A 25,837-nucleotide genomic window follows, 5' to 3' on the forward strand; every position below is an offset into this window, starting at 1 on the left:
GGTGCCAGTGAGTGCGAAAACTGGCACCTTTCCCATGACTTAGCGGAAATTGACGCTACGGTCGCTGGTCATATCATACAACTGGAACTTACGCCCAAGTTGCTGACCACCGTCACGCGTCAGCGGCGTCCAGCCAATCGCCGCACGGCTGCGTGTCGGGCCAGACGAGAAGAGATCCAGCGGTACAGAGACATACACGCCTTTGGTGAAGTCCCCTTCGCCGTACTCCTCTTTCGAAACATTCGTGATCGTGGCATAGCCCCCCACCACCACGCCGCTATCAAAGCGTTTGGCGATCTCCAGCGTGCCGCCTTTATCCCCAGCCAGATACTGCCCGACGCTCGCTTTCACTAACACGTCCTGGGCGAAAGATGGCGTCCAGTACGCGGTCAGATGTCCGGTTTTCACGCTGTAATCGGTGAATTTCATCATATCTTTTGCGCTACGCCAGTCGCGCTGTTTAACGTAGTTGGCATCCAGACCAAACGCCCAGTTACTATCCAGCGGGCGATACAACACTTCTGCTCCCACGCCGCCAAACATGGTTTCGAGATAACCTCCGTAGACCTGACCGTAGAAGCCGTTGCCCAGATGCTGGAAGTAGTTGGCTTGCAGGTTATTCACATAGACATCATTCTGCACATACTCGCGCACATGGGTACGCACGCGCGGTAAGTGCGAGTCCTGCGGTGGATTGGTGTAGTTAAACTTGTCGTAGTTGTTGGCAAGGTTAGCAAACAGGCTGCCGGTGGTCAGCAGATGGTCCGTCAGCCACAAATCCGCCGTTCCCATCACGCCCAGCTGATACATGTAAAAGTTTTCCGGGCCACCGACCGACTGGTTCAGCACCGGATCAATATGAAAATCAAAGCGCGATTTGTCGATATACCAGCCCTGCTCGGTGGACTTCGGAACCACTGGCTCGACGCGTTTTTGCGCCAGCTTCGTTTCGTGGCCCAACGGCTCTCCGGCGAGATGATTTTTCAGGCTGGCGACATCGGTTTCCGTCGTCACCTGCGGCATGTTAAGGCGATTTTCCGTAATGCGGATCGTTTTGATCCCATCAGGCAGATCGTTCATCACGATCCGATTAGCACGGATGATCCCTTCGCGCGAATCACGATATTTCACCTGCTCGCCGGTGACATACAGCGTATCGCCTTTCGCCTGGATCTGCGGATCGGCCAGTCCGGCATTGTATTTCAACAGCGTTAACTGATTCGCCACCACCGAGTGCTGCAAAATGGCATCCTGCGGTTGCGGCTGGTATTTCGGTCGGGCGTTATCGTTGTAGGACGGGCGCAGATCGTTAAAGTTGGTGCGCAGCGTGACGCCAAACATAAAGGTGTTGCCACGTTCATAGCTAAGGTTAACGTCGGCCCAATCGGTAACGCGATAAATCGCCCCGACGTTAAACTTACTTTTTTGCTCCAGCTTCCCGGCAAAATCCTGCTGATAATTATTACCTTCATACTCCAGTTTCAGGCGCAGCGGTTGCCAGGGCGTCTGGTATTCCACGCCGCCAAACAGTGAGGCCGGGCCGTGGAACATCTGACTGCCGTCGATAGATCCCGCTTGTTTGTAGCTGTTATCGCGATAGCAATATTTATCACTGGCTGAACAGAGCGGATTTTTCACGTTACCGCTGGTGCCCAGATATCCCCAGCCCAGGCCGAGTGTAAAATCGAACGGCCACCAGGCTTTGCTGGCAACAAGATATTCCGCATCAAACAGCCCCGTACCGCCGATATCCCGCGCACCAACCGCCACTTGCGGCAGCCAATAACTCTCTTCCCACAAACGCAGTTTGAGATCGAAGGCTTTATCTTTATACGTTTGATCGCCAGAGAACGCTTCGACGCTGCTGTACTGCCGGGTGCGCACGTCGGTGTAGCGCAGCGTTGTTTCCAGCCACGGGAAGAGTTGCACTGAAGCTGAGTAATAACGGTACTGATCGTTATCGCGATAGTTCAGGCTCAGCTCCCCTTCCCGCGCCATGCGCGCGGTGGGCGTTTGTAATAATCCTACGCCACCGAAATCCGATTGCGACGGACCAATGGGCGCAGGATATGTTTCGCCGTAGCAAGCTGTGCTAATGCCCAGCGCCAGTAAGCTAAGCAGATGTCTTTTTTTCATTATTGGGGTATCCGCTGCGTCAGAGTCTGAAGAATGTCGGCGTTAAGGGCATCAGGTGTCTCACTCCAGACGGAGTCCGCGAGGCCAACATAAATAATGCTGCCGGGCATCGGCTCTACGTGACGCTTGTTCCAGTAAGCCACCGGCGCTTTTTGCGTGCGTCCGTCCGGGTAAACCACCCACGCGTAGCTGCGATCCGCACCGCTGAGCAGGCTCTGGTCAGAGAGATAGCTCGCCACGTCGCGACCTGGAGTGAATGACTGCTTGCCAGGACGACTGATAAGCCCGAACAACGTGACCGTGGACGGCGGCGTTCCGACCCACAGCGTGTAGTTGCCCTGCAACGGCGGGTTACCGCGTTCGGCAACGCGGACGATATCAGGATCAAGATTGATTTTTTGCCTGCCCGTCACCTTCAACGCCTGAATTTGCTGGCGTAAGGCGTTAATCGCGGCGGCATCGTCGGCGCTGGAATCTGCAGCCAGTTCTGCCAGCCGTGTCAGCAACGCCTGCTGCTGACGCAATGCAGCCGCCGTGGCCAGCTCTTCGCTAATCACCGCTCCGGGCCACCAGCTGTTTGCCAGCCGCGGTTGGCCTACCAGATCGATTAAATGCTCTGCGCCCGTCAGCGTTTTGGCCTCACTGCTGCCATTGCTGAACACCTTGACGGTTCCCGCCGCGAAGACTGATGACGCCCCCGCACTCAAAAGCAACGCGACAATAGTTTGTTTAATCATTGTTTTGCCGCCTTGATGAGGGTGGTTTTCACCGGGAAGTAATCCGCGCCGAGATACTGTTCCGACTGGCGAATTTGCCCTTCGCTGTCGATCCAATAGCGGTTATGCCAGCGCGCCTGGTCAGTGAAGACTTCTTCGTCCAGCACGCGAACCGGGGTTTCATCGCTGCCGACTTTGACGGTATCGGTGCCATTCCATTTGAAGACTGAGCGCGCGGTGGCGTAGCGTACCTGCTGGTACTCGGTCCAGCCCATCGTGCGCGTCCAGGTTGCACCATCAATGATTTGTGCGGGTTTAATCAGCGGGTCGGCGGCAAGGTTATTCACTTCAATCAGGTTGTCGCCGCCAAGCAAAGTCTTCACCAGACGACCATGTTGTGTGACAAGGGTGGCCTGATCCTGAGTGACCCATTTTTGTTGTCCGTCTTCAGCGAAGGCCAGCACCACAAATAACTGCGGCCCGCCATTAAGCTGCATGTACTGGCTGGCGTAGGGCATATTTTGAATATCATCGTCCGTCAGCTGTACGCCTGGCGTACCGAACAGACTGTCCCATAGTGAATTGCCCAGCTCTTTAGTCGTGGCTGAACAGGCCTGTAATAGCAGGCAGATAAGAATGAGTGCAGGTCGCTTCACGACTCTTCTCCAGAGGGGCAGAATAACCACACCGGAGTGTGGTTATGGTTAATCCCCTTCATACTTCAAGCTGCAGATGCGGTGACCGCACTCGTTCACCCCGGTCACATAGTTATCTATGCTCCCGGGGACTCACTCGCTTGTCGCCTTCCTGCAACTCGAATTATTTTGGGGATACATACTTTATTACTGGGTACTGGTGGTCGTGGTTGTGGTGGTCCCGGTATTAGAACCATCACCGCCACCGGTTGCCGCGAGCGCGACACCCACCGCCGAGCTTACGGTGCTGACGCTGGTCGCGGAGGAACTCCCCGCCGAAACCGACGTTGCTGCCGATCCTGCCGCTTCGCCCACCTGTACAGGTGCAGCCCACGCAGAAGTCGCCGCAAGCGCAGATATGGCAAAAATGCCATACAGAACTTTTTTCATAACAATTTCCCTTCATTGAATGAATGGAGATTTACCCAAAACATTTCGGGCGGGATCGAGTATACACAACTAAAGCATGCGAATTACGGCGCGGGGAATTAGTGATGGAGTTTTAGGACAATTGGAATGAATATCAAATATAAGCTTTGACTTATATATAAATAAGATTAAAAATCATGAAGTTAAAATAAAATAAAAAGTAATTACTCTGCGTATTTTCCGAAATAAACCACGATTAAAAATTTATTTTAGGATTAACCTCACGGTATGATTTTCGTTAAATGACAGACAAGAGGATTTATCTGATAAAACAATGCCGACTTATAGTCGGCATTGTTTTTAAGGCTATTTAATCAATCGTACTATGTATTAATTGCCGAATACGATGTACATATCGGCATCGACCTGTAGGCCTGATAAGACGCGACCGCGTCGCATCAGGCATCGGTTGCCGGATGCGGCGTGAACGCCTTATCCGGCCTACATATCGACAATGATTAACCGCGCCACGCTTTATAGCGGTTAATCAGACCATTGGTCGAGCTATCGTGGCTGCTGATTTCTTTGTCATCTTTCAGCTCTGGCAGAATACGGTTCGCCAGCTGTTTACCCAGTTCCACGCCCCACTGGTCGAAGGTGAAGATGTTCAGGATCACGCCCTGAGTAAAGATTTTGTGCTCATACAGCGCAATCAACGCACCCAGGCTGAACGGAGTGATTTCACGCAGCAGGATGGAGTTAGTCGGGCGGTTACCTTCGAACACTTTGAACGGCACCACGTAGTCAAGCGTTGCCGGATCTTTACCCTGATCGCGATATTCCTGCTCAACCACTTCGCGGGATTTACCAAACGCCAGCGCTTCGGTCTGAGCAAAGAAGTTAGACAGCAGTTTCTGGTGATGATCAGAGAGCGGGTTATGGGTGATAGCCGGAGCGATGAAATCGCACGGTACCATTTTGGTTCCCTGGTGGATCAGCTGATAGAACGCGTGCTGACCGTTCGTGCCAGGTTCACCCCAGATAATCGGGCCAGTCTGGTAATCCACAACCTTACCGTTACGGTCAACATACTTACCGTTGGATTCCATATTGCCCTGCTGGAAGTACGCCGCGAAACGGTGCATATACTGGTCATACGGCAGAATCGCTTCAGTTTCCGCGCCAAAGAAATTGTTGTACCAGATGCCAATCAGCGCCAGCAGTACAGGCAGGTTTTTCTCGGCAGGCGTGGTGGAGAAATGCTTGTCCATCGCGTGTGCGCCAGAAAGCAGTTCAACGAAGTTATCAAAGCCGATGGAGAGAACAATCGACAGGCCAATCGCTGACCACAAAGAGTAACGACCGCCGACCCAGTCCCAGAACTCGAACATGTTGGCAGTATCAATACCAAACTCGCCAACGGCTTTGGCGTTGGTTGAGAGCGCCGCAAAGTGTTTCGCAACGTGCTTCTCATCACCTGCCGCTTTCAGGAACCAGTCACGCGCGCTGTGGGCGTTGGTCATGGTTTCCTGAGTGGTGAAGGTTTTAGATGCTACCAGGAACAGCGTGGTTTCCGGGTTTACTTTTTTCAGCACTTCCGCGATGTGAGTCCCATCGACGTTAGAAACAAAGTGCATGTTCAGGTGGTTTTTGTATGGACGCAGTGCTTCAGTCACCATGTACGGGCCGAGGTCAGAACCGCCGATCCCGATGTTCACTACGTCAGTGATTGCTTTGCCGGTATAGCCTTTCCACTCACCGGAAATAATCGCTTCCGAGAAGGTTTTCATCTTCTCCAGCACCGCGTTGACTTCCGGCATAACATCTTTGCCATCAACCAGAATCGGGGTATTGCTACGGTTACGCAGCGCTACGTGCAGTACGGCGCGGTTTTCAGTGCGGTTGATCTTCTCGCCAGAGAACATCGACTTAATCGCGCCCGCCAGATCGCACTCTTTCGCCAGATCTTGTAATTTCGCCAGCGTCTCTTCAGTGATGCGGTTTTTGGAGTAATCCACCAGCATCTGATCGTCGAAGGTTGCGGAGAACTTAGAAAAACGATCGCCGTCTTTAGCAAAAAGATCGGCGATCGTAACGTCTTTCATTTCATCGAAGTGTTTCTGTAGTGCCTGCCAGGCAGCGGTCTGCGTTGGATTGATGTTTTTCATTAGCAATACTCTTCTGATTTTGAGAATTGTGACTTTGGAAGATTGTAGCGCCAGTCACAGAAAAATGTGATGGTTTTAGTGCCGTTAGCGTAATGTTGAGTGTAAACCCTTAGCGCAGCGAAGCATTTATTAGCTGAACTACTGACCGCCAGGAGTGGATGAAAAATCCGCATGACCCCATCGTTGACAACCGCCCCGCTCACCCTTTATTTATAAATGTACTACCTGCGCTAGCGCAGGCCAGAAGAGGCGCGTTGCCCAAGTAACGGTGTTGGAGGAGCCAGTCCTGTGATAACACCTGAGGGGGTGCATCGCCGAGGTGATTGAACGGCTGGCCACGTTCATCATCGGCTACAGGGGCTAAATCCCCTGGGTTGTCACCAGAAGCGTTCGCAGTCGGGCGTTTCGCAAGTGGTGGAGCACTTCTGGGTGAAAATAGTAGCGAAGTATCGCTCTGCGCCCACCCGTCTTCCGCTCTTCCCTTGTGCCAAGGCTGAAAATGGATCCCCTGACACGAGGTAGTTATGTCTGAAATTGTTGTCTCCAAATTTGGCGGTACCAGCGTAGCTGATTTTGACGCCATGAACCGCAGCGCTGATATTGTGCTTTCTGATGCCAACGTGCGTTTAGTTGTCCTCTCGGCTTCTGCTGGTATCACTAATCTGCTGGTCGCTTTAGCTGAAGGACTGGAACCTGGCGAGCGATTCGAAAAACTCGACGCTATTCGCAACATCCAGTTTGCCATTCTGGAACGTCTGCGTTACCCGAACGTTATCCGTGAAGAGATTGAACGTCTGCTGGAGAACATTACTGTTCTGGCAGAAGCGGCGGCGCTGGCAACGTCTCCGGCGCTGACAGATGAACTGGTCAGCCACGGCGAGCTGATGTCGACCCTGCTGTTTGTCGAGATCCTGCGCGAACGCGATGTTCAGGCACAGTGGTTTGATGTACGTAAAGTGATGCGTACCAACGATCGATTTGGTCGTGCAGAGCCAGATGTAGCCGCGCTGGCGGAACTGGCCGCGCTGCAGCTGCTCCCACGCCTCAATGAAGGCTTAGTGATCACCCAGGGATTTATCGGCAGCGAAAATAAAGGTCGTACAACGACGCTTGGCCGTGGAGGCAGCGATTATACGGCAGCCTTGCTGGCGGAGGCTTTACACGCATCTCGTGTTGATATCTGGACCGACGTCCCGGGCATCTACACCACCGATCCGCGCGTGGTTTCCGCAGCAAAACGCATTGATGAAATCGCGTTTGCCGAAGCGGCAGAGATGGCAACTTTTGGTGCAAAAGTACTGCATCCGGCAACGTTGCTACCCGCAGTACGCAGCGATATCCCAGTCTTTGTCGGCTCCAGCAAAGACCCACGCGCAGGTGGTACGCTGGTGTGCAATAAAACTGAAAATCCGCCGCTGTTCCGCGCGCTGGCGCTTCGTCGCAATCAGACTCTGCTCACTTTGCACAGCCTGAATATGCTGCATTCTCGCGGTTTCCTCGCGGAAGTTTTCGGCATCCTCGCGCGGCATAATATTTCGGTAGACTTAATCACCACGTCAGAAGTGAGTGTGGCATTAACCCTTGATACCACCGGTTCAACCTCCACTGGCGATACGTTGCTGACGCAATCCCTGCTGATGGAGCTTTCCGCACTGTGCCGGGTGGAAGTGGAAGAGGGTCTGGCGCTGGTCGCGTTGATTGGCAATGACCTGTCAAAAGCCTGCGGCGTTGGCAAAGAGGTATTCGGCGTACTGGAACCGTTCAACATTCGCATGATTTGTTACGGCGCATCCAGCCATAACCTGTGCTTCCTGGTGCCCGGCGAAGATGCCGAGCAGGTAGTGCAGAAGCTGCATTTTAATTTATTTGAGTAAACACAGTATGGCCCGGAAGACATTATTTCGGGCCGTATTGTTTTTCTTGTCATTATGCCCATAAATAAACGAGCCTGTACTCTGTTAACCAGCGTCTTTATCGGAGAATAATTGCCTTTAATTTTTTATCCGCATCTCTAACTAATTATCGAAAGAGATAAATAGTTAAGAGAAGGCAAAATGAATATTATCAGTTCTGCTCGCAAACGAATTCCCGTACACTGAACTCTCTGGCTCACTGAGGGCACCATCATGGCACTCCCCCGTATTACCCAAAAAGAGATGACTGAACGCGAGCAGCGTGAACTTAAAACACTGCTGGATCGGGCGCGGATTGCGCATGGTCGCGTACTGACCAACTCCGAAACTAACAGCATTAAGAAAGAGTACATCGATAAATTAATGGTCGAGCGTGAGGCTGAAGCGAAAAAAGCCCGCCAATTGAAGAAAAAGCAGGCTTATAAACCGGATCCTGAGGCGTCATTTAGCTGGTCAGCAAATACGTCGACGCGCGGCAGGCGCTGATTAACGCCCCTTCTTTTTGCGCCCCGGCGAGGTAAAACGCTTACCGTTGGACGCCGGGCGACCGCCTTTTTCCGCCGTTTTTTCCATCTTAACGACTGGACGTTTGATGCCTACCGTTTTCGGTTTGGCCTTCGCTTTAGGTTTTGCCTCGGAAGAGGAATTTTCAATGAGCTTAAAGAGATCGATTAACTCATCGTCGGTTAAATCGCGCCACTCACCCAGCGGAATGCCGCTTAAGCTGACGTTCATAATGCGCGTACGTTCCAGCTTTTTCACTTCGTAACCAAAGTGCTCGCACATGCGACGAATCTGACGGTTCAGCCCCTGCACCAGGGTAATGCGGAAGACAAACGGTGCTTCTTTTTTGACTTTGCACTTTTTAGTTACTGTCCCGAGGATCGGTACTCCCGCCCCCATACCACGAATAAATTCATCGGTAATCGGTTTATCAACCGTCACCAGATACTCTTTCTCATGATCGTTACCCGCACGGAGGATCTTATTCACCAGATCGCCGTGATTGGTGAGGAAAATCAGCCCCTGGGAATCTTTATCCAGGCGGCCAATCGGGAACACGCGTTTGCTGTGGTTAACGAAATCGACAATGTTATCGCGCTCGCCATCTTCGGTGGTGCTGACAATACCGACGGGCTTGTTCAGGGCGATAAGTACCAAATCTTCGGATTCCCGAGGCTCAATCAACTGACCGTTTACTTTCACAACGTCGCCGGGTTTCACCTGATCGCCAATGGTGGCTCGCTTGCCATTAAGGAACACATTGCCTTGCTCGATATAGCGATCCGCTTCGCGGCGTGAGCAAATTCCGCTTTCGCTGATGTATTTATTTAAACGGACTGATGAGTCGGGCAGCATAAATTCTCCTGTAAAACGCGGAATATACCGTACCTCTTAGCGGGGAAAAACAGGGTTATGCGGCAACGTCGAAATTAAATGTGATCTGCCACGCCTTTTATCACAAAAGTGTCTCCGGAAGTACGATGCAAATTTGCCTGGCAAAATAAGAATAATCAACAAATTACGAATCGCTGCACACCTGTGCTGATGACTACTACGCAGAGAAACAAATGTGCAAGAGAAAGCGCTATTTCCCCCCATGCAAAGAGTGAAAAATCGCTTTGAAAGGCCATCATGATGGGGTTATATCAGATCAAGCGGTGAGAAAGCGTATTTGCACAAATGTGCAGAACCAGGAGGCGGCAATGGAAAACAGTGACGATATCCGTTTGATTGTGAAGATTGCCCAACTCTATTACGAACAGGATATGACGCAGGCGCAAATTGCGCGCGAACTGGGTATTTATCGCACTACCATCAGCCGCTTGCTTAAACGAGGCCGCGATCAGGGAATTGTCACCATCGCCATCAACTATGACTACAACGAAAATCTCTGGCTGGAGCAGCAAGTGAAGCAAAAGTTTAGCCTGAAAGACGTTGTGGTGGTGTCAGGAAATGATGAGGATGAAGATACTCAACTGGCGATGATGGGGTTACACGGCGCGCAACTGCTGGATCGCTTGCTGGAACCTGGCGATATTGTCGGTTTTTCCTGGGGCCGCGCGGTGAGCGCACTGGTTGAAAACTTGCCGCAGGCGGGGCAATCGCGGCAGTTAATTTGCGTGCCGATTATTGGCGGCCCGTCCGGTAAACTCGAAAGCCGCTATCACGTAAACACATTAACCTACAGCGCGGCAGCGAAGCTGAAAGGGGAATCGCATCTCGCGGATTTTCCGGCTCTGCTGGATAACCCATTAATTCGTAATGGGATCATGCAGTCTCAGCACTTTAAAACCATCTCTGCCTACTGGGATAATCTGGATGTCGCCCTGGTGGGAATTGGCTCACCGGCCATTCGCGACGGCGCTAACTGGCATGCGTTTTATGGTGGTGAAGAGAGTGACGACCTGAATGCCCGCCAGGTTGCTGGCGATATTTGCTCGCGCTTTTTTGATATTCACGGCGCAATGGTTGAAACGAATATGAGCGAAAAAACACTCTCTATCGAAATGAATAAATTAAAGCAGGCACGGTATTCCATTGGCATTGCCATGAGCGAAGAAAAATACAGCGGAATTGTTGGTGCACTGCGTGGAAAATATATTAATTGTCTGGTAACGAATAGCAGCACAGCTGAACTATTACTGAAATAAAAATCTTCCCGATGTTTACCGTAATAAAAATTACGGCGGGTCCCTATTATCTAAAATCAGGAGTCTGTTATGCAAACGTGGTTAAATTTGCAGGATAAAATCATTATTGTCACCGGTGGCGCATCCGGCATTGGTCTGGCGATTGTGGATGAATTATTAGCACAAGGCGCGAATGTACAGATGGTCGATATTCACGGTGGCGATGGTCAGTATGAAAGCCATAAAGGTTATCAGTTCTGGCCGACCGATATTTCCAGCGCCAAAGAGATAAATCATACGGTAGCAGAAATTATCCAGCGTTTTGGTCGCATCGACGGTCTGGTTAACAACGCCGGGGTCAATTTCCCGCGTCTGCTTGTCGATGAGAAAGCGCCTGCCGGGCAGTATGAACTCAACGAAGCTGCATTCGAAAAAATGGTCAATATCAACCAGAAAGGCGTTTTTCTGATGTCGCAGGCGGTGGCGCGACAGATGGTCAAACAACATGATGGCGTGATTGTGAATGTTTCCTCAGAAAGTGGGCTGGAAGGCTCAGAAGGCCAAAGCTGTTACGCCGCGACCAAAGCCGCGCTCAATAGCTTCACGCGCTCCTGGTCGAAAGAGCTGGGCAAGCACGGTATCCGTGTGGTCGGTATCGCGCCGGGGATTCTGGAAAAAACAGGACTGCGCACGCCGGAATATGAAGAAGCGCTGGCGTGGACGCGCAATATCACCGTCGAGCAGCTGCGTGAAGGCTATACCAAAAACGCCATTCCTATTGGGCGCGCCGGAAGATTAGCAGAAGTGGCTGATTTTGTTTGTTATCTGCTGTCTGAACGCGCCAGCTATATCACCGGAGTAACCACTAACATTGCAGGCGGCAAAACGCGCGGCTAAGGAGGCTTTATGGTCAATGCCATTTTTTGCGCCCACGGCAAATTAGCCTGCGCCATGCTGGAATCGGTTCAGATGGTGTACGGCGATGCCAGGGTCGAGGCCGTTGAATTTGTGCCCGGCGAGAACGCCGGAGACATTGTGGCAAAGCTGGAGAAGTTAGTAAGCATTCACAATCAAGATGAGTGGCTAATCGCCGTGGATTTACAGTGCGGCAGCCCGTGGAATGCGGCAGCGATGCTTGCGATGCGCAATCCTCGTCTGCGGGTAATCAGCGGCCTTTCTCTGCCGCTGGCGCTCGAACTGGTTGATAACCAGGACAGCATGAATATTGATGAACTGTGTGAACACCTGACGCAAATCGCAAAGCAAACCTGCGTCGTCTGGAGACAGGTGGCAACAGCGGAGGAGGATTTCTGATGAACATTACGCTCGCCCGCATTGATGACCGCCTGATCCACGGCCAGGTCACTACCGTCTGGTCTAAAGTGGCTAACGCCCAACGCATTATTATCTGCAATGACGAAGTTTATAACGATGAAGTTCGCCGGACATTATTGCGTCAGGCTGCGCCACCGGGAATGAAGGTTAACGTGGTCAATATTGAAAAAGCCGTCGCGGTTTATCACAACCCGCAATATCAGGACGAAACCGTTTTTTATCTTTTCACTCGCCCACAGGATGCCTTAGCAATGGTTCGCCAGGGGGTAAAAATAGGTACCCTGAATATTGGCGGTATGGCCTGGCGTCCTGGTAAGAAACAGTTAACCAAAGCAGTTTCATTAGATGACGATGATATTAACGCATTTCATGAGTTAAATAATCTTGGCGTCATACTGGATTTACGCGTCGTAGCGTCAGATCCCTCAATCAATATTATCGACAAAATAAACGAACAGTTAATCGCAAATTAAATAATAGCGCCTGTGTACATATGCTTTAACAGGCAGGGATGACGACACTTAAAAGGTGACAAATCATGGAAATAAGTACCCTACAAATCATTGCTATATTTCTTTTTTCCTGTATTGCCGGAATGGGCAGCGTGCTGGATGAATTTCAGACTCATCGTCCGTTAATTGCCTGTACGGTGATTGGTTTAATTCTCGGTGATTTAAAAACCGGAATTATGCTCGGTGGTACGCTGGAATTGATAGCTCTCGGCTGGATGAACGTCGGCGCGGCGCAATCTCCGGATTCTGCACTCGCCAGCATAATCTCCGCCATTCTGGTTATCGTTGGTCAGCAAAGCATCGCCACCGGAATCGCCATCGCGTTGCCTGTGGCTGCGGCAGGCCAGGTGCTGACGGTGTTTGCCCGTACCATCACCGTAGTGTTCCAGCACGCGGCGGATAAAGCAGCGGAAGAAGCACGGTTTCGCACTCTCGATATTCTGCATGTCTCCGCGCTTGGCGTGCAGGCACTGCGCGTTGCTATTCCGGCACTGATTGTCTCGCTGTTCGTCAGCGCAGATATGGTGAGCAATATGCTGAGCGCCATTCCCGAATTTGTGACCCGTGGACTGCAGATTGCTGGCGGTTTTATCGTGGTGGTCGGTTACGCCATGGTGCTTCGCATGATGGGCGTGAAATATTTGATGCCTTTCTTTTTCCTCGGTTTCCTCGCAGGTGGCTACCTCGATCTCAGTCTGCTGGCGTTCGGTGGCGTCGGCGTGATCATGGCCCTGCTCTACATCCAGTTAAATCCACAGTGGCGTAAAGCTGAACCACATCCCCAGACCACCACTATCACCGCCCTTGACCAACTTGATGATTAACGGAGCCATCATGGAACAGAGAAAAATTACACGCAGCGATCTGGTGAGCATGTTTCTGCGCTCCAACCTGCAACAGGCATCCTTTAACTTTGAACGTATTCACGGGCTGGGTTTTTGCTACGACATGATCCCCGCCATCAAACGACTTTACCCATTAAAAGAGGATCAGGTTGCGGCGCTCAGGCGACACCTGGTGTTCTTCAATACCACGCCAGCCGTATGTGGCCCGGTCATCGGCGTCACTGCCGCCATGGAAGAGGCGCGAGCCAACGGCGCGGAAATTGATGACGGTACCATTAACGGCATCAAAGTCGGTCTGATGGGACCATTGGCAGGAGTTGGCGATCCACTGGTCTGGGGAACGCTGCGCCCGATTACCGCCGCGCTCGGCGCATCTCTGGCACTTTCGGGCAACATTCTCGGCCCCCTGCTGTTCTTCTTTATTTTCAACGCGGTGCGTCTGGCGATGAAGTGGTATGGCCTACAGCTCGGCTTTCGCAAAGGGGTGAATATCGTCAGCGATATGGGCGGTAATTTGCTGCAAAAACTCACCGAAGGCGCGTCGATTCTCGGGCTGTTTGTGATGGGCGTGCTGGTGACCAAATGGACGTCAATCAACGTACCGTTGGTGGTTTCACAAACGCCTGCCGCCGATGGTGCCACCGTCACCATAACCGTGCAGAACATCCTCGACCAACTTTGCCCTGGTTTGCTGGCGCTCGGTCTGACGCTGCTGATGGTTCGTCTGCTCAACAAAAAAATTAACCCGGTATGGCTGATTTTCGCCCTGTTTGGTTTAGGGATTATCGGTAATGCGCTGGGCTTCCTGTCCTGATTCTTCGCCCCGGCGCAACCGTCGGGGCCATCGTTCAACATGAGGTGGTTTATGAAAACAACAGCTCTGCGTCTTTATGGCAAACGTGACCTGCGTCTGGAAACCTTTGACCTTCCTGAAATGCAGGAGGATGAAATCCTCGCAACGGTGGTCACTGACAGCCTGTGCCTCTCTTCCTGGAAAGAGGCCAATCTGGGTGAAAACCATAAAAAAGTACCCGACGATGTGGCGACCAATCCCATCATCATCGGCCACGAATTTTGCGGCGATATTCTGGCCGTGGGTAAAAAGTGGCAGCACAAATTCCAGCCGGGTCAGCGTTATGTGATTCAGGCCAACCTGCAACTCCCCGACCGCCCGGATTGCCCCGGCTACTCCTTCCCGTGGGTAGGCGGCGAAGCGACGCATGTGGTTATTCCCAACGAGGTCATGGAACAAGATTGCCTGCTGGCATACGACGGCGAAACCTATTTTGAAGGCTCGCTGGTTGAACCGCTTTCCTGCGTGATTGGCGCGTTCAACGCCAACTATCATCTTCAGGAAGGTAGTTATAACCACACGATGGGGATTCGCCCGCAAGGGCGCACGCTGATCCTCGGCGGCACCGGCCCGATGGGGCTGCTGGCGATTGATTATGCGTTGCATGGACCGGTTAACCCGTCGCTGCTCGTCATTACCGATACCGACAACGACAAATTGAGTTATGCACGCAAGCACTATCCATCAGAACCGCAAACACTGATTCATTATCTCAATGCCGCCGATGCAGCATTTGATACGTTAATGGCACTGAGTGGCGGTCACGGCTTCGATGATATTTTCGTCTTTGTGCCTAATGAAGGACTGGTGACTCTCGCCTCTTCCTTGCTGGCAACAGATGGTTGTCTGAATTTCTTCGCCGGACCGCAGGATAAGCACTTCAGCGCGCCAATTAATTTCTACGATGTGCATTATGCATTTACCCACTACGTGGGCACGTCAGGCGGCAATATCGACGACATGCGCGCAGCGGTCAAATTGATTGAAGAGAAAAAAGTGCAGGCCGCAAAAGTGGTAACACATATTCTTGGGCTGAATGCCGCGGGCGAAACCACGCTTGAATTGCCTGCCGTCGGCGGCGGCAAAAAGCTGGTGTATACCGGGAAATTCCTGCCGCTGACGTCACTCACGCAGATTCAGGATCAAGCACTGGCGGCGATTCTGGCGCGTCATCAGGGGATCTGGTCCGGTGAGGCGGAGCAATACCTGCTCGCCCATGCAGAGGCAATTTCCCATGATTAATCGCGCTACTTAACTCTGCATGTCGCTGGCTGGTCGCCGCGGCAACTTCGCGACCTGATGTGCGGCTGATTGCTGAAGCGGCACAATGTGCACGAGAAGAATAAAAAAACATCAGCGCCTTAAGGGGCGCTCAAATTGGTGGCAAAGTACACATTGTTTATGCCGGATACGGAATGAAGCCTTATTCGGCCTACATAATCTTGAAAATTCAATATATTGCAGTTATCTGGTAGGCCAGGTAAGCGTAGCGCATCAGGCAATCCTGTGTTTGTCATCAGTCTCAGCGCCTGTGCAATATGTGACATCGTGAGCCATGTCAGTAAGTGGTTAAATTCGCAGTGGTAGCATTCCTTCCGTGTTTTCTTACTAACCGGAGAAGTAATGGAACTGCTTTTATTGAGTAACTCGACGCTGCCGGGTAAAGCCTGGCTGGAACACGCGCTGCCGCTGATTGCTGAACAGTTGCAGGGTCGCCGTTCTGCGGTATTTATTCCTTTCGCTGGCGTAACGCAGACCTGGGATGATTACACAGCGAAAACTGCTGCGGTTCTCGCTTCGCTGGGTGTTTCTGTCACCGGTATTCATAGCGTTGTCGATCCCGTTGCCGCGATTGAAAATGCGGAAATTGTGATTGTCGGCGGCGGTAATACTTTCCAGTTGCTGAAACAGTGCCGCGAGCGTGGGCTGCTGGCACCAATTACTGACGTGGTGAAACGTGGCGCGCTGTATATTGGCTGGAGCGCAGGCGCTAACCTTGCTTGCCCAACCATTCGTACCACCAACGATATGCCGATTGTCGATCCGCAAGGTTTCGATGCGCTAAATCTGTTCCCGCTGCAAATCAACCCGCACTTCACCAACGCGCTGCCGGAAGGCCATAAAGGTGAAACCCGTGAGCAGCGTATTCGCGAACTGCTGGTCGTCGCGCCAGAACTGACGATTATTGGTCTGCCGGAAGGTAACTGGATCACAGTAAGTAAAGGTCACGCTACGCTGGGTGGCCCGAACACCACTTATGTGTTTAAGGCTGGTGAAGAAGCGGTGCCGCTGGAAGCGGGTCACCGTTTTTAAGTGAATTGCCGGATACATGATCCGGCATCTTGTTCATAGTGCCTGATGCGACGCTTTACGCGTCTTATCAGGCCTTCAGGGTCACGGTATTAATACTCGTCCCGTCCTTCATCTTCATCCGGCTGTTCCAGCACACTGTAAGCCACCGAACAAAACAGCGAGTTCAGACGCTGCATATCTCCCAGTAAGCCTAAATGTAGCGAACTGGTTTCAATACTCTGCACGTTTTGCTGGTGCAGGCGATCGACGTGGGCGTGGGAATAGCGGCGATTAAGAATGCGAAAACGATGTTTGCTGCGGCGCAAACGACGGGCGCTGGTAACATCGCCAGAGAAGAAAACCGACATTGCCAGTTTTAAATTACTGAGCAATTGCTCATAGAGCGCATCCAGTTCCTTCAAGCCATCAAGCGAAAATGCTCGCCTTGCTGCCAGCGATTTGTCGGCAATTTCACTCCCCATGCGCTCGACGATATCGGAGGCTTGTTCAAGGTTGAGCGACATTTCGATGATCTCCGCCCAGCGGCGCGACTCTTCTTCTGCCAGTTCCTCTTTTGGCATCCGCGCCAGATACAGCTTAATGGCGGTATAGAGAACGTTGATGTCATCAGCCAGCTTACGCAGCTCTTTCTCCTGCCGTGGCTCGCCGTGCATCACTTTATTCAACCCTTCCATCATCTGTTCCATGGCGTCGCCAATGCGCAGGGTTTCGCGGGCAGCGTTCGCCAGAGCAAGCGTGGGCGTATCCAGCGCGCTGACATCCAGATGTTTAGGCCGTAGCTGGGTATCCAGTTCCGGTTCATCGCGAATAATCGTTTTGCAAAACCGTGCCATCGGGTCAACGAATGGCAACATGACCAGGCAGCGTACAAGGTTGTAGAAGACGTGGAAATAGATCACCAATTCCGCTTTTGGCAATGGCAACTTCCCCATTGTCTCTGCCAGCAAATGAACAAACGGCAGGATAATCAGGCTACCCACCAGCTTAAACAGCAGGCTACCCAGCGCGACACGGCGGGCTGCGGCATTGGCGGCACTGTTGTTGAGCATCGCCAGCAGGCCGGAACCGAGGTTTGCACCAATCACCAGACAAAGCGCCACTGGGAAAGAGATAATGCCTGCGGCGGTCAGAGTCGCGGTCAGCAGTACCGCGGCAAGGCTGGAGTAGCTGATAATGGCGAACATCGCACCAATCAGCGCATCCAGCAAAATGTCGCCAGTCAGCGAGGCAAAGATCACCTGAACGCCGTTTGCCTGAGTGATCGGCGTTACGGCCTGCACAATCAACTCCAGCGCCAGTAAAATCAGCCCAAGACCAATACCGACGCGGCCCAGTTGCCCGGCGCGTGACTGTTTGCGTCCGAGGAAAAAAATCACGCCGATAAAAATAAGTAACGGTGACAGCCAGGATAAATCGAAGGTGAGAATACGCGCCATCAGCGCCGTCCCGACATCTGCACCCAGCACAATCACCAGCGCAGGCGCGAGAGCAACCAGATCCTGAGCGACGAACGAGGTCACCAGCATGGTGGTGGCATTACTGCTCTGCACCAGTGCGGTAACGCCGATCCCCGCGCAAAAGGCGAGCGGCTTTTTTTCGACGCTCCGGCTAAGGACAGTACGCAGACGCGCGCCGAAGACGCGCATTACGCCTGTTCGAACAATATGAGTCCCCCAGACCAGCAGGGCGACGGCAGAAAGCAGGTGAAGCAAAGTTAGCACGGAATCAGGTTCTCCTTTTTGTTATGCATTTTCCTGTTAAGATTTTTCTAATCACGTTGTTTTTATCCAGGCATTTCTCTTGTATGTACTTTCAGTATAAGAGATTTATACAAGAAAGCATTTAAAAAGGCATTTATATAAAAATCCACCTGTATCTGTTGCTATTTCTGTCACACTTTCCCCTGTCGTTTACACCAGATAATCGTTGTCACTTTTGTGACCTCTGAGAAGATAAACAACGAAATATTTAAGACCAGATTCTGTGAATGAAAATAATTAAGTAACAACGGTATTACGGAGATTGAGCAGCTTACGGTAGCAAAACGCATAACTTCCTGAATCGCCAAAAAAGAGAAACTAAATAATTTTTGTCTTAAAAAACATTGCGCAGAAAAGAATAAAGAGAGCAATAATACTATTTGTAGCGTAACAGTGGCGACTGCATAAGCGTAAAAACCGCCTTCAACACCGATATCCTTAAGTAAAGAAAGTGAATGAACGATATCGGAATAAAAAGGGATACGACCATTACCAAGCGAGTAGAACAGATATGTGGCTATCGCGATAACATCCATGACACCCCAAAAAAGAAGAATGTATTTTTTATATTGACGTTGCATAAAGTAAATCCTTTTTACGAAAACAAATATTACCAGGAATTATTATAATTGCGGGCGTTTTTGGATTAACACTCCACCCGTATTTTTTAAACCTCTGTCAGCTATACCTTCACTAAATAAGACATCGATACGCCCTTTACTTTTATCGTGATACAGAATACTGCATGAGATACACCTTATACCCTCTTTGGATTTACGAAAATCTAACCAATAACGACCATCATAAAATACCCACTCCACACCTGTTTTTATATTAATCATCCAATCATTATAACCTGTTGGTTTTTTTCCTAATAGTTCAGTAACTTCGGACTCTGAACATCCTTCGAAAGCGAAAAAATCTATTTCATCAATTTTTATCATGTTCAATAATCCATTATTTATGACATTAAAAACCGGGGCAAATACCCCGGTGTTATCACTTACTCGGCATCATACCCCAGATTCGGTGCCAACCAACGCTCGACTTCGGTAACGCTCATTCCTTTACGGCGGGCATAGTCTTCAACCTGATCGCGCTGAATTTGCGCCACCGCGTAATACTTGCTGTCTGGATGACTGAAGTACCAACCCGAAACCGATGCACCCGGCCACATGGCGAAGGATTCCGTGAGTTTCATACCGGTATGTTTTTCCACTTCCAGCAGCTCCCAGATTGTGGCTTTTTCCGTATGTTCCGGGCAGGCAGGGTAGCCCGGTGCCGGACGGATGCCCTGGTAGTTTTCGCGGATCAGCTCTTCGTTGCTGAGGTTCTCGTTCGGCGCATAGCCCCAGTAGACTTTACGCACACGCTCATGGAGATACTCCGCAAAGGCTTCCGCCAGACGGTCGGCAAGCGCTTTCACCATGATTTTGTTGTAATCATCATGCTGTGCTTCAAAGGCATCAGCCAGTGCGTCCTCTTCCAGCCCGCCAGTCACGGCAAATGCGCCGATGTAATCCGCTTTGCCGGAAACCTTCGGCGCAACGAAGTCAGCGAGACAGTAGTTAGCGAAGCCGGTTTTTTCGGTCTGTTGGCGTAGATGGTGGCTGACATTAATCACATGGGTACGCGTTTCGTCACGGTAGATTTCAATGTCATCGCCCACACGGTTTGCCGGGAACAGGCCCACCACACCACGCGGGTTCAGCATTTTTTCGGCGCTTAATTTATCCAGCATGTCGTTGGCGTCTTTAAACAGCCGCTGCGCCTCAACACCTACCACTTCATCTTCCAGAATGCGCGGATACTTCCCGGCCAGCGACCAGGTCATAAAGAACGGCGTCCAGTCGATGTAATTACGCAGCGTTTCGATGCTGGCTTCGACTTCCTGCACACCGAGACGGTGCGCCACCGGCGGCGTGTAAGCCTGCCAGTCAAAAGCGAAGTCGTTATCACGCGCCGCTTCCAGCGTGACCGGTGGTGTGCGTGGTTTCTTTCGTCCGTGCTGAATACGCACGGTTTCGTACTCCTTGCGGGTACGAGCAACGAAATCATCGCGCTGAGTGTCGGAAAGCAGCGCCGCCACCACACCAACGGTGCGCGATGCGTTCTGCACATACACCGTCGGGCCGCTGTAGTTCTGCTCGATTTTCACCGCCGTGTGCGCTTTTGAGGTGGTCGCGCCGCCAATCAATAGCGGAATGGTGAAGCCCTGACGCTCCATCTCTTTCGCCACGTTAACCATCTCGTCCAGCGACGGCGTGATCAGCCCCGAAAGGCCAATCAAATCAGCATTCACTTCTTTAGCGGTACGGAGAATTTTTTCCGCAGGCACCATCACGCCGAGATCGACAATTTCGTAGTTGTTACATTGCAGCACCACGCCAACGATATTTTTACCGATGTCGTGGACATCACCCTTCACTGTGGCGATCACCATCTTGCCGTTGGTTTTACCCTGCTCTTTGCTGGCTTCAATGAACGGCTCGAGATACGCCACCGCCTGCTTCATTACGCGCGCCGATTTCACCACCTGCGGCAGGAACATTTTGCCCTCGCCAAACAGGTCGCCGACCACGTTCATGCCGTCCATCAACGGGCCTTCAATCACTTCAATCGGACGCGTAGCCTGCTGGCGGGCTTCTTCGGTATCCTGCTCGATAAACTCGGTAATGCCTTTGACCAGCGAGTATTCCAGACGTTTATTCACTTCCCACGAGCGCCACTCCGCCTGCTGGGTGTTAGCGGTGTCGTCGGTTTTGCTGCCGCGATATTTCTCGGCAAGCTCCAGTAAACGCTCGGTGCCATCGTCGCGACGGTTGAGGATCACATCCTCCACCGCGTCGCGTAGTTCGGTAGGCAGGTCGTCGTAAATCGCCAGTTGCCCGGCGTTGACGATCCCCATATCCATGCCATTGCGAATAGCGTAGTAGAGGAACACCGCGTGAATGGCTTCGCGCACCGGATCGTTGCCACGAAACGAGAACGACACGTTAGAAACGCCGCCGGAAATCAGTGCGTGCGGCAGTTCACGTTTGATGTCTTCACACGCGCCGATAAAGTCCTGTGCGTAATTGTTGTGCTCTTCAATGCCAGTTGCGACCGCGAAGATGTTCGGGTCGAAGATGATATCTTCAGCCGGGAAGCCAACCTCTTCGGTGAGGATTTTGTACGCCCGACGGCAAATCTCGATTTTCCGTGCGCGGGTATCGGCCTGGCCCTGTTCGTCAAAAGCCATTACCACGACTGCCGCACCGTAGCGACGCAACAGTTTCGCGTGATGGATAAAGGCGTCGACACCCTCTTTCATCGAGATAGAGTTAACAATGCCTTTGCCCTGGATACACTTCAGACCTTTTTCAATAACGTCCCATTTTGAGGAGTCGATCATTATCGGCACGCGAGCGATATCCGGTTCACCGGCAATCAGATTGAGAAAACGCACCATCGCCGCTTCGGCATCGAGCATCCCTTCATCCATGTTGATATCGATAATCTGCGCACCGTTTTCCACCTGCTGACGCGCCACATCCAGCGCCTCGCTGTATTTCTCTTCTTTGATCAGGCGCTTGAACTTAGCGGAACCGGTGACGTTGGTGCGTTCACCCACGTTCACAAACAGGCTATCTTCGCCAATGTTCAGCGGCTCCAGGCCGGACAAGCGGCAGGCTACGGGAATTTCCGGTAGTTTGCGCGGCGCTAATCCTTCTACTGCACGACTCATCGCTGCAATATGTTGTGGCGTGGTGCCGCAGCAGCCGCCGACGATATTGAGAAAGCCTGCTTCTGCCCATTCACGTATCTGTTTTGCCATCGTGTCGGCGTCGAGATCGTATTCACCAAAGGCGTTGGGCAGCCCGGCGTTCGGGTGGGCGGTGACGTAGCATTCCGCAATACGCGACAGTTCCTGTACGTACTGGCGCAGTTCGTCTGGCCCCAGCGCACAGTTCAGGCCAAAGGTCAGCGCTTCGGCGTGGCGCAGGGAGTTGTAAAACGCTTCAGTGGTCTGCCCGGAGAGCGTGCGCCCGGAGGCGTCGGTGATGGTGCCGGAGATCATAATCGGCAGTTCAACGCCCAGCGCTTCAAACTCCGTTTTCACCGCAAAGACCGCCGCTTTGGCGTTAAGGGTGTCGAAAACGGTTTCAATCAGGATCAGGTCCGCGCCACCTTCCACCAGCGCTTTGGTGGATTCTCGATAAGCCGCCACCAGCTGGTCAAAAGTGATGTTGCGGAATGCCGGATCGTTGACGTCCGGAGAAATAGACGCCGTGCGGTTGGTCGGGCCGAGAACACCGGCAACGTAGCGCGGTTTCTCCGGCGTGCGGGCAGTCCACTCGTCAGCACAGGCGCGCGCCAGTTTCGCCGCCGCAAAGTTGATTTCCGCCGACAGGGATTCCATTTGGTAATCCGCCATCGCAATAGTCGTGGAGTTGAAGGTGTTGGTTTCGATGATATCCGCGCCCGCTTCAAAGTAGGCGTTGTGGATAGCGGCGATCACTTCCGGTTTGCTGAGCACCAGCAGGTCGTTGTTGCCTTTGAGATCGCATGGCCAGTCGGCAAAGCGTTCACCACGAAAATCGGCTTCGTTCAGTCGATAGCTCTGGATCATGGTGCCCATACCGCCGTCCAGCACCAGAATACGTTCATTTAACTGCGCACGCAGTTGTTCCACTTTGCTGCTCACACTTGCTCCCGACACGCTTAACCCAGATTTAATAAAAATTCAACAAACCATACTGGCATAAACGCATCTGTGGTAAAAGCGACCACCACGCAACATGAGATTTGTTCAACATTAACTCATCGGATCTGTTCAGCAACTATTGCATTCGCTGATAATAAAAATGAAAATGATTTCCACGATACAGAAAAAGGAGACTGTCATGGTCGCACCCATTCCCGCAAAACGCGGCAGAAAACCCGCCGTTGCCACCGCACCAGCGACTGGACAGGTTCAGTCTTTAACGCGTGGCCTGAAATTACTGGAGTGGATTGCCGAATCCAATGGCAGTGTGGCACTCACGGAACTGGCACAGCAAGCCGGGTTACCCAATTCCACGACCCACCGCCTGCTAACCACGATGCAGCAACAGGGCTTTGTCCGTCAGGTCGGCGAACTGGGTCACTGGGCAATCGGCGCACACGCCTTTATGGTCGGTAGCAGCTTTCTCCAGAGCCGTAATTTGTTAGCGATTGTTCACCCTATCCTGCGCAATCTAATGGAAGAGTCTGGCGAAACGGTCAATATGGCGGTGCTTGATCAAAGCAATCACGAAGCGATTATTATCGACCAGGTACAGTGTACTCACCTGATGCGTATGTCCGCGCCTATCGGCGGTAAATTGCCGATGCACGCTTCCGGTGCGGGTAAAGCCTTTCTGGCCCAACTGAGCGAAGAACAGGTGACGAAGCTGCTGCACCGCAAAGGGTTACATGCCTATACCCACGCGACGCTGGTGTCTCCTGTGCATTTAAAAGAAGATCTCGCCCAAACGCGCAAACGGGGTTATTCATTTGACGATGAGGAACATGCGCTGGGGCTGCGTTGCCTTGCAGCGTGTATTTTCGATGAGCACCGCGAACCGTTTGCCGCAATTTCAATTTCCGGACCGATTTCACGTATTACCGATGACCGCGTGACCGAGTTTGGCGCGATGGTGATTAAAGCGGCGAAGGAAGTGACGCTGGCGTACGGTGGAATACGCTGACTTTTTCGCCTCTGATTTATACGAATCGGACGCTAAACCGCTGCCTGCGCCGATACGCATAAACATCTTCCACATGCCCTTCACGTATGCGGTTTTGTAGTGCGCGCCAGTAATCAGCGCGGAACAAGTCGGCGTGCATCTCTTCAAATAGCGGACCAATACGCGGGTCGGCACATAACCAGTGACGGAACTCTTCCGGGAAAACATCGCCCGGCGAGACGCTGTACCACGGTTCGCTGGCAAGTTCGTCTTCCGGGTAGCGCGGCAGCGGGATGTCGCGGAAATTCACTTCCGTCATGTAGCAAATTTCGTCGTAATCATAAAACACCACGCGCCCGTGACGGGTGACGCCAAAGTTTTTAAATAACATATCCCCAGGGAAGATGTTGGCAGCGGCAAGCTGGCGAATGGCGTTGCCGTACTCTTCAATGGCATCACGCAATTGCTGCCCCTCAACTTGCTCAAGCCAGATATTAAGCGGCACCATCCGTCGTTCGATATAGAGATGGCGAATCACAATTTGTTCGCCGAGATCGGTGATTTTTTCCGCTGCTTCCTGGAGCAGTAATTCCATTAATGCCGGGGAAATATGCCGCTTCTCCAGCACAAAGTTTTCAAACTCCTGGGTGTCCGCCATTCGGCCCACGCGATCATGCTCTTTCACCAGTTGGTAGCAGGCACGAACGTGAGCGGCAGACATCTCTTTCTGCGGCGCGAACCTGTCTTTGATGACTTTGAATACTCGATCAAAACCCGGCAACGTAAACACCAACATCACCATTCCACGAATACCCGGCGCTTCAATGAACTGCTCATTACAGCCCTGTAGATAAACGAGATATTCGCGGTAGCTTTCGGTTTTGGCGTGCTTCTGGCAGCCGATAGCCATATACAATTCAGCGGTGGTTTTACCTGGCAGAATTTCCCGTAGCCACTCGACCAGCGCTGCGGGCAGCGGTGCATAAACCATAAAATAAGAACGCGCAAAGCCAAAAACAATGCTCGCTTCGGCGGTCGTCGTCAGGCAGGTATCAATAAATAACTCGCCGTCGTCCGTCTGGTGGATCGGCAATAAAAATGGCAACGTGCCGGAAGGCGTGATCAGTTTGCCCACCAGCCAGGCTGCCTTATTGCGGTAAAACAGTTCGTTCGCCACCTGTAAATGACTTTCCGCGAGGTTGTCTGTCCCCAGCGTTTCCGTCAGATGGCGAACGATGTAATGAATGTCACGGCTTTTATTCTGCCAACGCAGACGCAGCGGCAGATCGCTGATAACGCGCATCAGCAGAGATTCCCAGCCGTGATCGGGGTGAAAGTCTTTCGCCAGTGGGCGTGGAATGGTACGAAAGCGGCGCTCTGGCTGGGAGCTAAAGATAAAAAGCCGCTCGGGAGTAAGCGAGCGGTGGTCAAATAACCGACAGTACACGGAGTTGAAAAAGCTCTCCGCAATCTCGAAGCGCGGGTAATCTGGCAACAGCCGGGTGTAATGCTCTTTAACGCGCAGTAAAAATGCCGCGTCCGTGCTTTGGCCATTAGTAATGCAGCGCAGTTGCTCCACGACCAGACCCACGTGATGATCGTAAAGATGAATACGGTTTTTCATCGCCTGCTGGACAGCATGCCAGTCGGCTTGCTCGAAACGCTGCTGCGCCCCGGAAGTCACTTCGAGGAATCGACCATACTGAGCGTCGAAACCTTGCAAAATGGTTTGTGCAATCAGTAATTCCAGGCCACGCGGCATTTGTTGCCCTCGTCGGGAGCAGAGAATTGCCGGATAAGACGCGTAAGCGTCACATCAGGCGCTGATTGCCGGATGCGGCGTGAACGCCTTATCCGGCCTACGTTCGGCAACGGCTGTAGGCATGATAAGACGCGCAA

General features: G+C 52.1%; 22 protein-coding genes and 1 riboswitch. Of the genes, 11 read left to right on the top strand and 11 right to left on the bottom strand.

Annotated elements, in window-relative coordinates; translation table 11 throughout:
• Positions 1–39: 39 nt before the first annotated feature.
• The 5 genes from HBM92_RS22710 to pgi all read right to left on the bottom strand — a co-directional run bounded on the left by HBM92_RS22710 (position 40) and on the right by pgi (position 6,084).
• Positions 40–2,136 (bottom strand): YjbH domain-containing protein, encoded by a 2,097-nt coding sequence (locus HBM92_RS22710; RefSeq protein ID WP_000745793.1) that lies wholly within the window; start codon positions 2,134–2,136, stop codon positions 40–42.
• Positions 2,136–2,873, bottom strand: coding sequence for a capsule biosynthesis GfcC family protein (locus tag HBM92_RS22715; RefSeq protein ID WP_000595547.1), 738 nt, complete (start codon positions 2,871–2,873; stop codon positions 2,136–2,138). The genes HBM92_RS22710 and HBM92_RS22715 overlap by 1 nt, the downstream gene beginning before the upstream one ends.
• The gene (locus HBM92_RS22720) at positions 2,870–3,508 is read right to left on the bottom strand and encodes a YjbF family lipoprotein (RefSeq protein WP_001314342.1); all 639 of its coding nucleotides are present in this window, start codon (positions 3,506–3,508) and stop codon (positions 2,870–2,872) included. Before HBM92_RS22720 ends, HBM92_RS22715 begins: the two co-directional genes overlap by 4 nt.
• 186 nt (positions 3,509–3,694) lie before the next feature.
• On the bottom strand, positions 3,695–3,937 hold the full coding sequence (yjbE, locus tag HBM92_RS22725; RefSeq protein WP_000757333.1) for an exopolysaccharide production protein YjbE: 243 nt from the start codon (positions 3,935–3,937) through the stop codon (positions 3,695–3,697).
• Positions 3,938–4,434: 497 nt separating this feature from the next.
• Complete coding sequence (pgi, locus tag HBM92_RS22730; RefSeq protein WP_000789981.1) at positions 4,435–6,084, bottom strand: glucose-6-phosphate isomerase; 1,650 nt, start codon at positions 6,082–6,084, stop codon at positions 4,435–4,437.
• Positions 6,085–6,320: 236 nt separating this feature from the next.
• Positions 6,321–6,517, top strand: a riboswitch (Lysine riboswitch).
• Between the two features lie 91 nt (positions 6,518–6,608).
• Here pgi and lysC point away from each other — a divergent pair.
• Together lysC and HBM92_RS22740 are read left to right on the top strand one after the other, a co-directional pair.
• Positions 6,609–7,958: a lysine-sensitive aspartokinase 3 gene (lysC, locus tag HBM92_RS22735; RefSeq protein WP_001290321.1), complete on the top strand. Its 1,350-nt coding sequence runs from the start codon at positions 6,609–6,611 to the stop codon at positions 7,956–7,958.
• 252 nt (positions 7,959–8,210) lie between these two features.
• A complete protein-coding gene (locus HBM92_RS22740) occupies positions 8,211–8,483 on the top strand; it encodes a DUF3811 domain-containing protein (protein ID WP_001207638.1) in 273 nt (90 codons plus the stop codon).
• Here HBM92_RS22740 and rluF read toward each other — a convergent pair whose 3' ends face one another.
• A complete protein-coding gene (gene rluF, locus HBM92_RS22745) occupies positions 8,484–9,356 on the bottom strand; it encodes a 23S rRNA pseudouridine(2604) synthase RluF (protein WP_000936385.1) in 873 nt (290 codons plus the stop codon). It lies immediately after the preceding gene.
• Positions 9,357–9,703: 347 nt separating this feature from the next.
• On the opposite strand from rluF, the gene HBM92_RS22750 reads away from it, so the two are divergent.
• The 8 genes from HBM92_RS22750 (at position 9,704) to pepE (ending at position 16,488) form a co-directional block, all read left to right on the top strand.
• On the top strand, positions 9,704–10,651 hold the full coding sequence (locus tag HBM92_RS22750; RefSeq protein ID WP_000431666.1) for a sugar-binding transcriptional regulator: 948 nt from the start codon (positions 9,704–9,706) through the stop codon (positions 10,649–10,651).
• A 69-nt stretch (positions 10,652–10,720) separates the two neighbouring features.
• Complete coding sequence (locus HBM92_RS22755; protein ID WP_001195409.1) at positions 10,721–11,527, top strand: SDR family oxidoreductase; 807 nt, start codon at positions 10,721–10,723, stop codon at positions 11,525–11,527.
• A gap of 9 nt (positions 11,528–11,536) precedes the next feature.
• Entirely contained in the window at positions 11,537–11,944 is a 408-nt protein-coding gene (locus HBM92_RS22760) for a mannose/fructose/sorbose PTS transporter subunit IIA (protein WP_000245630.1), read from the top strand.
• Positions 11,944–12,438: a PTS system mannose/fructose/N-acetylgalactosamine-transporter subunit IIB gene (locus tag HBM92_RS22765; protein ID WP_001027853.1), complete on the top strand. Its 495-nt coding sequence runs from the start codon at positions 11,944–11,946 to the stop codon at positions 12,436–12,438. Before HBM92_RS22760 ends, HBM92_RS22765 begins: the two co-directional genes overlap by 1 nt.
• A 65-nt stretch (positions 12,439–12,503) precedes the next feature.
• Positions 12,504–13,301 (top strand): PTS mannose/fructose/sorbose transporter subunit IIC, encoded by a 798-nt coding sequence (locus HBM92_RS22770; RefSeq protein ID WP_000406332.1) that lies wholly within the window; start codon positions 12,504–12,506, stop codon positions 13,299–13,301.
• A gap of 10 nt (positions 13,302–13,311) precedes the next feature.
• Positions 13,312–14,136 (top strand): PTS system mannose/fructose/sorbose family transporter subunit IID, encoded by an 825-nt coding sequence (locus HBM92_RS22775; RefSeq protein WP_000437896.1) that lies wholly within the window; start codon positions 13,312–13,314, stop codon positions 14,134–14,136.
• 51 nt (positions 14,137–14,187) lie between these two features.
• Positions 14,188–15,417 (top strand): L-sorbose 1-phosphate reductase, encoded by a 1,230-nt coding sequence (gene sorE / locus HBM92_RS22780; protein WP_000858554.1) that lies wholly within the window; start codon positions 14,188–14,190, stop codon positions 15,415–15,417.
• Positions 15,418–15,798: 381 nt separating this feature from the next.
• Positions 15,799–16,488 (top strand): dipeptidase PepE, encoded by a 690-nt coding sequence (pepE, locus tag HBM92_RS22785; protein WP_000421769.1) that lies wholly within the window; start codon positions 15,799–15,801, stop codon positions 16,486–16,488.
• A gap of 89 nt (positions 16,489–16,577) precedes the next feature.
• Here pepE and HBM92_RS22790 read toward each other — a convergent pair whose 3' ends face one another.
• From HBM92_RS22790 to metH, 4 genes are all read right to left on the bottom strand, one after another.
• The gene (locus HBM92_RS22790) at positions 16,578–18,209 is read right to left on the bottom strand and encodes a Na/Pi cotransporter family protein (protein WP_000956822.1); all 1,632 of its coding nucleotides are present in this window, start codon (positions 18,207–18,209) and stop codon (positions 16,578–16,580) included.
• Between the two features lie 170 nt (positions 18,210–18,379).
• Positions 18,380–18,829, bottom strand: a complete 450-nt coding sequence (locus HBM92_RS22795; protein ID WP_001189567.1) for a hypothetical protein — start codon at positions 18,827–18,829, stop codon at positions 18,380–18,382.
• A 42-nt stretch (positions 18,830–18,871) separates the two neighbouring features.
• Entirely contained in the window at positions 18,872–19,192 is a 321-nt protein-coding gene (locus HBM92_RS22800; protein ID WP_000590025.1) for a hypothetical protein, read from the bottom strand.
• Positions 19,193–19,251: 59 nt separating this feature from the next.
• On the bottom strand, positions 19,252–22,935 hold the full coding sequence (gene metH, locus HBM92_RS22805) for a methionine synthase (RefSeq protein WP_000096035.1): 3,684 nt from the start codon (positions 22,933–22,935) through the stop codon (positions 19,252–19,254).
• Between the two features lie 199 nt (positions 22,936–23,134).
• On the opposite strand from metH, the gene iclR reads away from it, so the two are divergent.
• Positions 23,135–23,959 (top strand): glyoxylate bypass operon transcriptional repressor IclR, encoded by an 825-nt coding sequence (iclR, locus tag HBM92_RS22810; protein WP_000226409.1) that lies wholly within the window; start codon positions 23,135–23,137, stop codon positions 23,957–23,959.
• 16 nt (positions 23,960–23,975) lie between these two features.
• On the opposite strand, the gene aceK is transcribed toward iclR, so the two are convergent.
• Entirely contained in the window at positions 23,976–25,700 is a 1,725-nt protein-coding gene (gene aceK, locus HBM92_RS22815) for a bifunctional isocitrate dehydrogenase kinase/phosphatase (protein WP_001137237.1), read from the bottom strand.
• Positions 25,701–25,837: the final 137 nt, after the last annotated feature.

The organism is Escherichia sp. E.sYA108, from assembly GCF_011754335.1.
GTDB lineage: Bacteria > Pseudomonadota > Gammaproteobacteria > Enterobacterales > Enterobacteriaceae > Escherichia > Escherichia coli.

Excerpts from the sequence above, each read along its gene's own strand:
- HBM92_RS22710 (WP_000745793.1), bottom strand. The coding sequence starts at position 2,136 with ATGAAAAAAAGACATCTGCTTAGCTTACTGGCGCTGGGCATTAGCACA.
- HBM92_RS22715 (WP_000595547.1), bottom strand. The coding sequence starts at position 2,873 with ATGATTAAACAAACTATTGTCGCGTTGCTTTTGAGTGCGGGGGCGTCA.
- yjbE (WP_000757333.1), bottom strand. The coding sequence starts at position 3,937 with ATGAAAAAAGTTCTGTATGGCATTTTTGCCATATCTGCGCTTGCGGCG.
- pgi (WP_000789981.1), bottom strand. The coding sequence starts at position 6,084 with ATGAAAAACATCAATCCAACGCAGACCGCTGCCTGGCAGGCACTACAG.
- lysC (WP_001290321.1), top strand. The coding sequence starts at position 6,609 with ATGTCTGAAATTGTTGTCTCCAAATTTGGCGGTACCAGCGTAGCTGAT.
- HBM92_RS22740 (WP_001207638.1), top strand. The coding sequence starts at position 8,211 with ATGGCACTCCCCCGTATTACCCAAAAAGAGATGACTGAACGCGAGCAG.
- rluF (WP_000936385.1), bottom strand. The coding sequence starts at position 9,356 with ATGCTGCCCGACTCATCAGTCCGTTTAAATAAATACATCAGCGAAAGC.
- HBM92_RS22750 (WP_000431666.1), top strand. The coding sequence starts at position 9,704 with ATGGAAAACAGTGACGATATCCGTTTGATTGTGAAGATTGCCCAACTC.
- HBM92_RS22755 (WP_001195409.1), top strand. The coding sequence starts at position 10,721 with ATGCAAACGTGGTTAAATTTGCAGGATAAAATCATTATTGTCACCGGT.
- HBM92_RS22760 (WP_000245630.1), top strand. The coding sequence starts at position 11,537 with ATGGTCAATGCCATTTTTTGCGCCCACGGCAAATTAGCCTGCGCCATG.
- HBM92_RS22765 (WP_001027853.1), top strand. The coding sequence starts at position 11,944 with ATGAACATTACGCTCGCCCGCATTGATGACCGCCTGATCCACGGCCAG.
- HBM92_RS22770 (WP_000406332.1), top strand. The coding sequence starts at position 12,504 with ATGGAAATAAGTACCCTACAAATCATTGCTATATTTCTTTTTTCCTGT.
- HBM92_RS22775 (WP_000437896.1), top strand. The coding sequence starts at position 13,312 with ATGGAACAGAGAAAAATTACACGCAGCGATCTGGTGAGCATGTTTCTG.
- sorE (WP_000858554.1), top strand. The coding sequence starts at position 14,188 with ATGAAAACAACAGCTCTGCGTCTTTATGGCAAACGTGACCTGCGTCTG.
- pepE (WP_000421769.1), top strand. The coding sequence starts at position 15,799 with ATGGAACTGCTTTTATTGAGTAACTCGACGCTGCCGGGTAAAGCCTGG.
- HBM92_RS22795 (WP_001189567.1), bottom strand. The coding sequence starts at position 18,829 with ATGCAACGTCAATATAAAAAATACATTCTTCTTTTTTGGGGTGTCATG.
- HBM92_RS22800 (WP_000590025.1), bottom strand. The coding sequence starts at position 19,192 with ATGATAAAAATTGATGAAATAGATTTTTTCGCTTTCGAAGGATGTTCA.
- iclR (WP_000226409.1), top strand. The coding sequence starts at position 23,135 with ATGGTCGCACCCATTCCCGCAAAACGCGGCAGAAAACCCGCCGTTGCC.
- aceK (WP_001137237.1), bottom strand. The coding sequence starts at position 25,700 with ATGCCGCGTGGCCTGGAATTACTGATTGCACAAACCATTTTGCAAGGT.